Source organism: uncultured Mucilaginibacter sp., from assembly GCF_903913935.1.
GTDB lineage: Bacteria > Bacteroidota > Bacteroidia > Sphingobacteriales > Sphingobacteriaceae > Mucilaginibacter.
In genome coordinates, this window is the sequence record NZ_CAIWNH010000024.1 from 1 (window position 1) to 11,297 (window position 11,297).

Sequence of the window (11,297 nt, forward strand, 5' to 3'; positions counted from 1 at the left end):
ACTTCGGGTTTGTATTCTTCCCCCGCTGTTTTCTGTTTCTGATTCACCGCATAAAAGGCATTATTAAACAGGTTGAGCAATACCCGGCCAATATCCTGCTGTACGACTGTAATTGCCGGGAGGTTTTCGGCAAAATGGGTAGTCATTTCGGCGTTAAAGCTTTTGTCTTTGGCTCGCAAACCGTGGTAGGAGAGTTTTAAAAACTCATCCGCCAAAATATTGATATTGGTTAACTGCCTTTCGCCTGTGTGGTTGCGTGAATGCTGCAGCATGCCTTTTACAATAAAATCTGCCCGTTTGCCATGCTGGCTGATCTTTTGCTGATTTTCTTTGATGTTTTGCGCAATGGCTTTTATTTCCGCAAGATCTCCTTTGCTGATTTCCTGCTGCATCTCATCAATAAGTTCGGTATTTACTTCTGAAAAATTATTGACGAAATTGAGTGGATTTTGTATTTCGTGGGCGATACCTGCGGTAAGTTCGCCAAGTGATGCCATTTTTTCGGACTGGATTAATTGGGTTTGGGTTGTTTTTAGATCGGAGAGTGTTTTTTCGAGGGCTTTGTGTTGCGCTTCAATTTGTTCGTTCCGCTGTTCTAGCGCTTTATTTGCCTTTTTTCGCTGGCCGTTCGCAAATAAAAGTATGCCGGCGATCAACACAAAAACAGTTATAATACCCAATAGCGTATATCGCTGTACTTTGTTTTGGTAGGCCTGTTGTGCCGCTTCTGCATCGCGCTTTTGCTGCTCCTGGTTTAGCGTCAGGGTTTGTATCTGCAGCGTTTTTCGCTGACTGAATATACTGTCCTGTGCTTTCAGCATGATTTGCTGGTAATCGTATGCATTTTTGTAATCGTTAACTAATTTGTACTGATCAGTCAGGAGCATACTTGCCTTCATTACCAGGTCGGGATTTTTATTCAGGTTGGCTTCCTCCACTGCCTTTTTCGCGAAGTAAATGCAGGAGTCTGGCCGAGACAATTTGTCGTAAGCTTCGGCCATCCTTCGGTAGTCCTCGCTCAATAAGTAGTGATCATCCATTTTGGGGATGGCCGCTATACTTTTTCTGAAAAATGCAATTCCCGTTACATAGTTTTTTCTCAGCACCTGTACGGCGCCAAAATTACGGATCAGGTAGCGATCGTTAGCGCCATGCTTAATTGTATTGTAACCCTTTTTTGTATAATATTCTGCTGAGTCGGCCATCCCCTGATCCAGGTATTGCCTTGCGATATTGTTATATGCTACCTGCATAAGATCATTTAAATGTGCTTTTTCAACAACGGCTTTAAACATAAATTGGTAAGCCAATGCCTTTTTGTAATCCTTCAGAATACCATAGTCCTGGCCAAGGTTATTATAACATTGTGCTACGGCACGTTGGTCATTGATCGCGATTGCCTGGGGTAGCAGATCAAAGATGATCTTAAACGATTGTGGCAGGTCGCCTCTTCTGCTCAGGATTGTTGCGATGCCCAGTTGTGAGCGAACTTCGCCATCCTTATAATGAATTTTTCGGGAGAGCGCCAGTCCTTTTGTTAGACAGTTCATCCCCGAATCAGAATTGGTTGTAAGAAAGACGTAGTCAGCTTTATTATTAAGGAGTTGTACCAACGTGGTATCCTGCCGGTTTTTTCGATAAGCTTTTGTTAAACTGTCAACATTATTTTTTTGCGCAGATGCAACGCTCCATACTATTGTAAATAGTAATAAAAGCAATAGGGTTCTTCTCATAAAATCAGGGGGTCGCTTTAAATTGCTTTAAGGTAATACTTTTATCAATTAATAAACAAATAATAATTACGCTATACACCTACCTTTCAATTAAATGGCCGTATTGCTATATATAAAAAAAGGCCCCATAAGGAGCCTTTTTTTAAAAACTAAATAAACACAATTATATCAGATGACTTCGGCAGTTTGCTTTACCTCTGCAGCCAGGTTAACCCCTGCAAGCTGGTCGGCAAAGGCAACGAAGGCATTGTTTTCAGCAATTACCTGCTGGTTATCGATCAGGTTCTGCAGGTTGATCTTGCCGATCACATATTTATAGGTGCCGGAATAATAACGTTCCTGAATGTGAACGAAATCCAGCAATTCAACCAATTTTTCATCTTCATAGCGCAGGTAAACATTCAGTTCAATGTTATTGGTGAAATTTAAACCTTTACGTTCCTTTGCTTTTTTGTATTCGTACTGGTAATCATAACGCAGCGCCGCAATATCCGATAATACTGCAGAACCGGTTGGGTGGCCGCCGGCGCCTTTACCAAAAAAGAATTGCTGATCGGCAAAAGCAGCCTGCACAATTACGCCATTGTATTCATATTCAACATTATATAAAAACTCCTTGTCGTTTACAAATTTGGGCAATACAAACAGCGCCACATGCCGGTCGTCCAATTCTTTGGCAACAGGCACCAGTTTTATTTTGAGATTTTTTTCGCGGGCGTACTGCAGGTCGTAAGCGCTAAGGTTTTGTATACCTAAATTAAAAACGTCGTCGGGCTGGACGATCACGCCATAGGCATGTGCAGCGGCAATAACCAGTTTGTATTTGGCATCAAAGCCACCAACATCGCTGGTTGGGTCAGTTTCAGCAAAACCCAGGTCCTGAGCTTGTTTCAGGGCTGAATCATAATCCAGGTTTTCAAGAAAGCCTTTTGAAAGGATATAATTAGATGATCCGTTGAATATCCCACTGATGGAGTGCAGTAATTCATTATCGTAATATTCTTCCAGGTTGCGGATGATGGGGATACTGCCGCAAACCGCACCTTCGTATAATAGCGAAGTGCCGTACTTGTGCTGCAATGCGATCAATTCATCCAAATGCAGGGCGATCATTTTCTTGCTGGCCGATACTACATTTTTACCCGAACTCAAAGCCCTTGATACAATTTCAAATGCAGCTTCGGTATCATTGATCAATTCAACAATGGTGTTGATCTCCGGGTGGTTCAACAACTCGTCCCTTTCTGTTGTAAATAAATGGGAGGGAAGAGATCGTTCTTTATGCGGATCTTTTATGGCGATCTTTTTGATCTCCAGGTTTAGATTTTTGGTTTTAATAATGTCATACAAGCCCTGGCCAACTACGCCAAAGCCAAATAGCCCTATATTTAATTTTTTACTCATTACGCGGTACGTTGCAATTCAATTATTTTCCCTTTTACGTCTGTCTTAAAAAAGGAGGTGATTATGTTAGTTAATGCTTCTGTTTCAATTAAAAATCCATCATGCCCGTAAAAGGAATCCAATTCAGCAAAAGCTGATTTTGAGATATGCCTGAACAGGTACTGTTGTTCTTCAATCGGGAATAATACATCTGATTTAATGCCAATAACCAGTGTGCGTGCTTTAATCAGGCTCAAAGCCTTTTCAACGCCGCGCCGGCCACGGCCGACATTGTGTGAATCCATACTTTTAGATAAATACCAGTAGCTGTAAGCGTTAAAACGGTTTACCAACTTTTCGCCCTGGTAATTCTGGTATGATGATGCTTTATAACCATCAACCAGGCTGTCCTTATCTTCCTGCTGGGTAATGCCGTATGTTTTATAATTGCGATAGGATAGTAAGGCGATGCTCCGTGCTGCTTTCAACCCCTTTTTACCGCCATCAGGTGTATTGGAATAAAATGTACGATCAGCGCTGATGGCAAGGCGCTGCGACTCATTAAATGCGATGCCCCAGGCGGAATGTTTGGCGTTCGTGGCGATTAGGATGAGGTTTTTAATACGATCAGGTTCGATAATTGCCCATTCTGCTGCCTGTTGTCCTCCTAATGATCCGCCTAAAAGTATTTCGATATGATCGATCTGCAAATGATCTGCTAACAGCTGATGGGCTTTCACCATATCCCTAACCGTGAATTGAGGAAAGGCGAGATAAAATGGCTGACCCGTAACTGGGTTGATGCTCAGAGGATTAGTACTGCCATAGGCGGAGCCGATGATGTTGGCACAAACAATAAAATACTCAGCAGGATTAAAATGGTCATGTTCACCAAAAAGTCCTTTCCACCAATCAAATACATCGGAGTTTGCAGTAAGTGCATGGCAAACCCAAACAACGTTGTCGCGATTTTTATTTAAAGTTCCGTAGGTATTAAATCCAATCTGGAGTTCAGGCAATTGCTTGCCCGACTCCAGTTTGAATGACTTATTGTATTTAAATATTTCTGTATTCATCATTTATTTCGTCATTGGCGATTAGTGATCAGAGACTGGAGATTAGAGATTAGTTTGACCTACGCGTGGCAACTTGCATCTAATATCCGGTACTAATCTCTAATCAACTAATCTCTATTTAACTAACCCGGCAAATGCCTGTTCAAAGTCTGCTTTAATATCATCAATATGCTCAAGCCCAACAGCTACCCGTAGCTGGTTTGGTAAAACACCTGCCGATAGTTGTTCTTCGTCTGAAAGTTGCTGGTGGGTAGTTGCTGATGGCTGTATGATCAGCGTTTTTGCATCGCCCACGTTAGCAAGATGGCTAACCAACTTTAAATTGTCAATTACTGTACCCGCATTTTCTTTATCTCCTTTTACCTGGAAAGTTAATACTGCGCCAAAACCATTTTTCAGGTATTTTTTGCCAAGGGCGTGGTGAGGTGAGGAGGGCAAGCCGGGATAGTTCACACTTTCAACTGCAGGGTGCTGGTCAAGCCATTTGGCCAGCTCAAGGGTATTGTCTACGTGACGCTGAACGCGCAGGGATAGCGTTTCCAGCCCCTGTATATTTAACCAGGCATTAAATGGGGATTGTGATGGCCCAAAATCACGTAAACCCTCAACACGTGCCCTTATGATGAACTGAATATTGCCAAAAGGGCCGCCAATGCCAAAAACATCAGCGAATACTAACCCGTGATAACCCTCAGAAGGTTCGGTAAATTGCGGGAATTTACCATTACCCCAATTATAATTACCGCCATCAATAATGACGCCGCCAATACTTGTCCCATGGCCACCTATCCATTTCGTTGTCGACTCAACCACCACGTTGGCGCCATGCTCCAGCGGGCGGAATAAATAACCGCCTGCACCAAAGGTATTGTCAACAATCAGCGGCAGGTCGTATTTCCTGGCAAGCTGAGCAACCTTGTCGAAATCAGCGATATTGAAGCCCGGGTTTCCTATCGTTTCAAGGTAGATGGCCTTGGTTTTATCGTCAATCAATTTTTCAAGGTTCTCAGCAGTATCATCTTTTGCAAAGCGTGCATCGATGCCTAAACGTTTAAATGCTACTTTAAACTGGTTGTATGTTCCGCCGTAAAGGAATGGGGAGGTGACAAAATTATCGCCAACCTGAAGTATATTATTTAAAGCAATGAATTGAGCCGCCTGGCCTGAGGCTGTTGCCAATGCCGCCACACCGCCTTCTAAAGCAGCGATGCGTTTTTCGAAAACATCCGTTGTGGGGTTCATCAGGCGGGTATAAATATTTCCAAATTCTTTTAATGCAAAAAGATTGGCCCCATGCGCTGCATTTTTAAATACGTACGAAGAAGTTTGATAAAGCGGTACAGCACGTGAACCGGTGGTTGGATCGGCCTCCTGGCCGGCATGTAATTGAAGGGTTTCGAATTTTAAGTTTTCAGCAGACATGATGTTTTTAATTTAATGGTGAATGATTTGTTTACAGACTTGTTCACAAAGGATTTTAAATCCTTTTGTGAAAACACGTAATTTTTCGGGAACGGGGAAATTAAAACGTGTTAAGGATCAGCAACAGCAACACATGCACATATTACAGTTATAGGCATAACTATAAATATATACGGGTTGGGTTACCTGTTGGCCCCTAAAAATGGATTGAAGAATGTTGTAAATCAGACTTTTCATGGTTATTAATTTATATTCCCCGGGATATTTACCGGGCCAGGAATTGGCACCTTCTCTTTTTGAGGGTTGCCAGCGGGTCATTGAGCCTGATCTCTCGCCGCTTCTTTATAAATCAAAACCTGTGTGAGAGGTAATGATCATGGTACTACTACCAAATATTGTTCCAAATATAAGGTAGTATTTGTTAATATTCCAAATTAAATTTCATTTTTGAGTCCGAAAGTCCGAAAAGTCCGGAAGTCCGAAAGAAAAAAGATAGTTAACGTCACCGATAGCTATATCTATTTTAAACCTTACAACCTTCCAGCTTTTCAACATCCAAATCGTCGCAAAAAGCCCCTTACATTGGCGTAATTACACCTAACAAGTGTTGTGATATTACCCTAAATTTGAGCAATCAATTTAAAAAACCATGTCAGCAAAAAAAGTACTACTTGATCAGTATGATCTGCATAACGTGTTATATAACAATGTTATCGCGGATATCAACGAAGAAGAATCGGACAAATGCATAGCCGACCCGATGAACTGTGTTAAGTGGCTGGCCGGCCATCTGGCCTGGGCACAGCTTAACCTGGGCAATATCGGGGGCGTTCCTATCGACTTTGCGTGGCGCGATCATTTTCATACCAAACAAGGCGCTACGCCGCAAGACCTGGGCGCGCCGCCGAGCGAATTGCCACCCTTTCAGCAGATCAAAGATAAATGGAACGAAATGGGGCCCGTGATACGAAAAGGTTTAGAAAATTTGCCAGATGCTGCGCTTGATACGGTAATCAATATACCTCACCCTATATTTCCGTTTGACAATACACTTGCAGGTTTGTGGGCGTTTATAAATCATCACCAGGCTTATACCATTGGCCAGATCGGAATTTTGAGAAGGGGCTTGAATAAGGATGCTATGAAATATTCATAAAAGGCGAAAGGTAAAAGGTTAAAGGTTGAAGGTCGGGAAAGGTTAGAAGACGTCTCGTCCGTTGCATTGAACCCAAAAAACTTTTTACCTTTCGCCTTTCACCCTTAACCTTTAACCAAGCGCCTGTTCCATATCATCCACCAAATCATCAATATGTTCCAGCCCAACTGAAACCCTCAGCAAATTAAATGGTGTTTTAGTATCGGGCCCTTCCATAGTTGCACGGTGCTCAATTAAACTTTCCACACCGCCTAAACTGGTGGCTCTCGTAAAAATGTTCAAACTATTGATAACGCGCCGGGCTTCCGCCTCGCCGCCCTTTAAACAAAATGACAGCATTCCGCCAAAACTATCCATTTGTTCCTTTGCAATTTCATGCTGCGGATGCGATGTCAAGCCCGGGTACATCACTTGTTCAACTTTGGGGTGTTTTTCCAAATATTCGGCAAGTAATTGCGCATTTTGTACGTGGCCGCGCATCCGGTATGGCAGCGTTTTCATGCTCCGGGTTAGCATATAGCAATCCATAGGGGAGGGGATAGCGCCGCCATATTCCTGCACCTGCCGGATTTTGGCCCACCAGTCACTTTTTCCTTTGGTGATGAGTGCGCCTCCCATCAGGTCGCTGTGGCCACCAAAATATTTTGTACAGGAATGCATCACCAAATCGGCGCCCAATTCCAAAGGGCGCTGGCAAATGGGTGTAGCAAAGGTGTTATCGCAGGCCACTTTTATACCATGTTTTTTTGCGATCTGAACAATGTTTTTGATGTCAGTAATTTTAAGCAGGGGATTTGAGGGCGTTTCAACCCAGATCAGCCCGGTATGGGGCATAATATGCTGCTGTAAAACTTCGCTGTCGTTAACATCAATAAAATCAAATTCCAGGATCCCGGTAAATAAATTTTTAAGCTGGTTGCGCAGGCCGTGATACATATCATCAGGTGCAATAATATGCGTGCCCGGCTCCAGTGATTGAAAAACAGACATTCCTGCTGCATTACCCGATGAAAATGAAGCAGCATCAGTACCTCCCTCCAGTTTCGCCAGTAAATTTTCAAGCTGCGCACGGTTAGGATTACTGGCTCTGCTATAAATATGCCCGCCCGGGAAAGTGCCGTCAATAGCTCTTTCGAAGGTGGTTGATAATACAATGGGCTGAATTACTGCTTTTGTGGAGGCATCAACGTGATTGCCCGCATGAATGGCGATGGTTTCGATCTTCATAATATGCAAACATATTAAAAATCGAAACCATCAGTCCATCAAAGAATGTGGATTTATATAAATATTACAGCCACTGGTCAAATTTTCGGATAAACCAGCCTTTTATCAGTTGAGTTAAAAAGCAATAGCCTAATAAAATGACCACCAATAACGGGAAAAACAAAAATGGCATTGCCTGCAGTTTAAATGCACCAGCCAATGGCGAAAACGGCAAATATATCCCGATCGCCATTATAGCGGCTGTTAAGGCGATAACAGGGAACGTTGCCCTGCTTTGTATAAATGGAATTTTGCGGGTTCTGATCATGTGAATAATGAGGGTTTGCGACAACAAACTTTCGATAAACCATCCAGTTTGGAAAAACTGTGCATGCTGAGGCGAATTGGCCTTAAATACATACCACAAAACAGCAAATGTAGCGTAATCAAATATCGAGCTGATCGGCCCTACATAAAGCATAAACTTGCCAATACCACTGGCATCCCATTTACGCGGCGTTACAATATAATCGTCATCCATAGTATCCCAGGGTATGGATATTTGGGAAATATCATACAATAAATTATTGATCAGGATCTGTATCGGCAGCATCGGTAAAAATGGCAGCAAAGCACTGGCGCCCAGCATACTGAACATGTTGCCGAAATTACTGCTCGCAGTCATTTTGATGTATTTGATGATATTGCCAAAGGTGCGGCGGCCGTATATAACTCCTTTGCGTAACACCATCAGGTCTTTCTCCAGTAAAATAATGTCGGCGCTTTCTTTTGCAATATCCACTGCCGTATCTACTGAAATACCTACATCTGCGTCCCGGAGAGCAGCTGCATCGTTAATCCCGTCGCCCATAAAACCAACTGTATGGCCCTTTGCCTGCAATACCTTCACCACCCGCGATTTTTGGATCGGGCTTAATTTTGCCAGGATACTCACATCGTCAATCTGTTTTGACAGTTCATCATCGGTCATTGTTTCCAGGTCGCGCCCCAGCAAGATAAGCGAAAATGGGATACCCACATCCTTACATATCTTTTTGGCAACAATTTCATTGTCCCCGGTAAGTACTTTAACCGTTATTCCCAATTTATGCAGGGCTTTAATGGCAAGCCCGGCAGATGGTTTTGCTGGATCTAAAAAGCCAATAAAGCCGGTGAGTATCATATTGCTTTCATCAGCTTTGCTGTAATTTAGCGGACGTTCCTCGTATTCTTTTACGGCAACCAACAGTACCCTTAACCCCTCTTCGTTAAGCTGTTTTGTTTTCTCCAGTACGATCTTCCGCATTTTGTCGTCCATCGGGATCACATCATCTTTTTCAATTTGAAGGCTGTCATCTTCGCCAGGATCAAATGCGTGGCTGCATAAATCCAGCACTTCTTCAACAGCGCCCTTGCAGATGAGTAAGTGTTTGTGGTTCTTTCCCTCAAGGATAACTGACATCCGCCTCCGTTGGAAATCAAAGGGGATCTCATCGATCTTTTTATAGGATTCTCCTTCTTTTAAACATGAATGGTGGTCTACATGCTCCAATACGGCAACATCCAACAAGTTTTTAAGCCCGGTTTGATGGAAGCTGTTCAGGTATGCCCATTTCATTACTTCATTATCTTCATACCCATAAACGTTCAGGTGTCTTTCCAAAACAATTTTGTCCATGGTAAGCGTGCCGGTTTTATCGGTACATAGAATATCCATGGCACCGATATTCTGAATAGCGTTTAGTCGTTTTACCACCACCTTCCGTTTCGACATATTTACAGCGCCCATTGCCAGGTTTGCCGTCACAATCATGGGCAGCATGGCCGGTGTTAAACCCACTGCGATAGAAATACCGAACAGAAAAGCCTCCAGCCAATTGTGTTTGGTAATACCGTTGATAACAAAAACCAACGGCACCATCACCAGCATAAAACGGATCAGCAGGTAACTTACGCTGTTAACCCCTTTATCAAAACTTGTTTCGGCCCGTTTACCAACCAATGATTTTGATAACGAACCAAAATAAGTTTCCTCGCCAGTATTAACTACTGTTGCTATGGCTGTTCCGCTAACCACGTTGGTGCCCATAAAACAAACATTATTGAGTTCCAATGGGGATTGTTTTGCGGCACCAGGTACGGCATCTCCTGTTTTTTCAACCGGGATGGCCTCACCCGTAAGCATCGACTGGCTTACAAATAAATCTTTTGATTGCAGAATGCGTATATCCGAAGGAATCATATCCCCGGCCGAAAGTTGAATGATATCTCCGGGCACTAATTCCTTGATGTCTATTTCTTCTTTCCCTTCGGCTCTTAGTACTGTAGCAGTAGTCTTTACCATTGATTTTAGCTTTTCGGCTGCCTGGTTACTCCTGAACTCTTGTACAAAACGCAGTAAAACGCTGATCAGCACCATTGTACTGATCACTGCTACGGTGGTATAATCCCGTTCGCCGCGCTTTTGGATGATCACATCAGTAATGAGCGACACTACCGCCAGGATAAACAATACACCTATAAATGGATCTATAAAAGCCTGTAATAATTGAATGTGCCACGCCGGGGCCTTTTCGTTTACTATTTCGTTTAATCCAAACACTTCCAGGCGTTCCTGTACCTCCTCAGCCGAAAGTCCGGTGATTCTGCTTTCCAGCAGGGTGAGCGATTTTCCGTTGGCACAAACTGCTACACTTTTTAGTTTAGCTATTGATGCAGTATCAAATTCCTGTGGATTGGTTTTTTTGTTCCGCTGTATGAAACTGTATTTTTTTATCTTTTCTTTTATAGCAGTTGCCATATAAGCTCCCCCTTGTTATATTAAAGCTGCACTTAAGCTAAGCGCAGTTATTATTTAATTTTTTTCTATTTTTTTACCCAATCACAGGCTTTACTTACAATAATATAATGTGTTGTTGACTTTTAACATTAACATTATATTAAGTTATTGCTGTTAATTGTTATGATGAGTGTATATTCAGCCCGGGCCGCTGATTGCGCAATGCAAATGATACCCTGTGTGGGTAAAAAGAAATTCGAAAAAGGGCAGGTATTTATGGAAATTAATGGCGCGGGTTTTCCAGCCAGCTATATTTGATTTAGCTGCGGGAAGTACAAAACAGAAGGTTGTTGGTGGATACCATACACTTCTGTTTGCCTTCCATTTTAAGCGGGAGGGCATTTTTAACATCATGCTGATAACTACAACTCGGGCCTGCGTCCATTTTAATTGTTTTTATTAAGGCAGCTAAAAGCCGCTATTTAATTTCGCGCAAAAGTATGTTTTTAATTTGACAATTTGAAGGTTTGATAATGGAAATA

At 42.6% G+C, this 11,297-nt stretch carries 6 protein-coding genes, 1 pseudogene and 1 riboswitch; of the genes and pseudogenes, 1 reads left to right on the top strand and 6 read right to left on the bottom strand.

Features of this window, described 5'->3' with window-relative positions; all coding sequences use genetic code 11:
* From QZY09_RS00945 to QZY09_RS00960, 4 genes and pseudogenes are all read right to left on the bottom strand, one after another.
* Positions 1-1,733, bottom strand: a pseudogene (locus tag QZY09_RS00945) (histidine kinase dimerization/phospho-acceptor domain-containing protein); the annotation flags it as partial.
* Between the two features lie 168 nt (positions 1,734-1,901).
* Entirely contained in the window at positions 1,902-3,137 is a 1,236-nt protein-coding gene (locus QZY09_RS00950) for a homoserine dehydrogenase (protein WP_295666947.1), read from the bottom strand.
* A complete protein-coding gene (gene metX / locus QZY09_RS00955) occupies positions 3,137-4,192 on the bottom strand; it encodes a homoserine O-acetyltransferase (protein ID WP_295666963.1) in 1,056 nt (351 codons plus the stop codon). The genes QZY09_RS00950 and metX overlap by 1 nt, the downstream gene beginning before the upstream one ends.
* A 114-nt stretch (positions 4,193-4,306) precedes the next feature.
* Positions 4,307-5,614, bottom strand: coding sequence for an O-acetylhomoserine aminocarboxypropyltransferase/cysteine synthase family protein (locus tag QZY09_RS00960; protein WP_295666950.1), 1,308 nt, complete (start codon positions 5,612-5,614; stop codon positions 4,307-4,309).
* Between the two features lie 244 nt (positions 5,615-5,858).
* A riboswitch (SAM riboswitch) is annotated at positions 5,859-5,965 on the bottom strand.
* A gap of 298 nt (positions 5,966-6,263) precedes the next feature.
* Here QZY09_RS00960 and QZY09_RS00965 point away from each other — a divergent pair.
* Positions 6,264-6,770 carry a DinB family protein gene (locus QZY09_RS00965; protein WP_295666953.1) on the top strand — a complete coding sequence of 169 codons (507 nt, stop codon included), beginning with the start codon at positions 6,264-6,266 and terminating at the stop codon, positions 6,768-6,770.
* Positions 6,771-6,881: 111 nt separating this feature from the next.
* On the opposite strand, the gene QZY09_RS00970 is transcribed toward QZY09_RS00965, so the two are convergent.
* Positions 6,882-7,997, bottom strand: a complete 1,116-nt coding sequence (locus QZY09_RS00970) for a PLP-dependent aspartate aminotransferase family protein (RefSeq protein WP_295666956.1) — start codon at positions 7,995-7,997, stop codon at positions 6,882-6,884.
* A gap of 64 nt (positions 7,998-8,061) precedes the next feature.
* A complete protein-coding gene (gene mgtA, locus QZY09_RS00975; RefSeq protein ID WP_295666959.1) occupies positions 8,062-10,776 on the bottom strand; it encodes a magnesium-translocating P-type ATPase in 2,715 nt (904 codons plus the stop codon).
* Between the last annotated feature and the right edge of the window lie 521 nt (positions 10,777-11,297).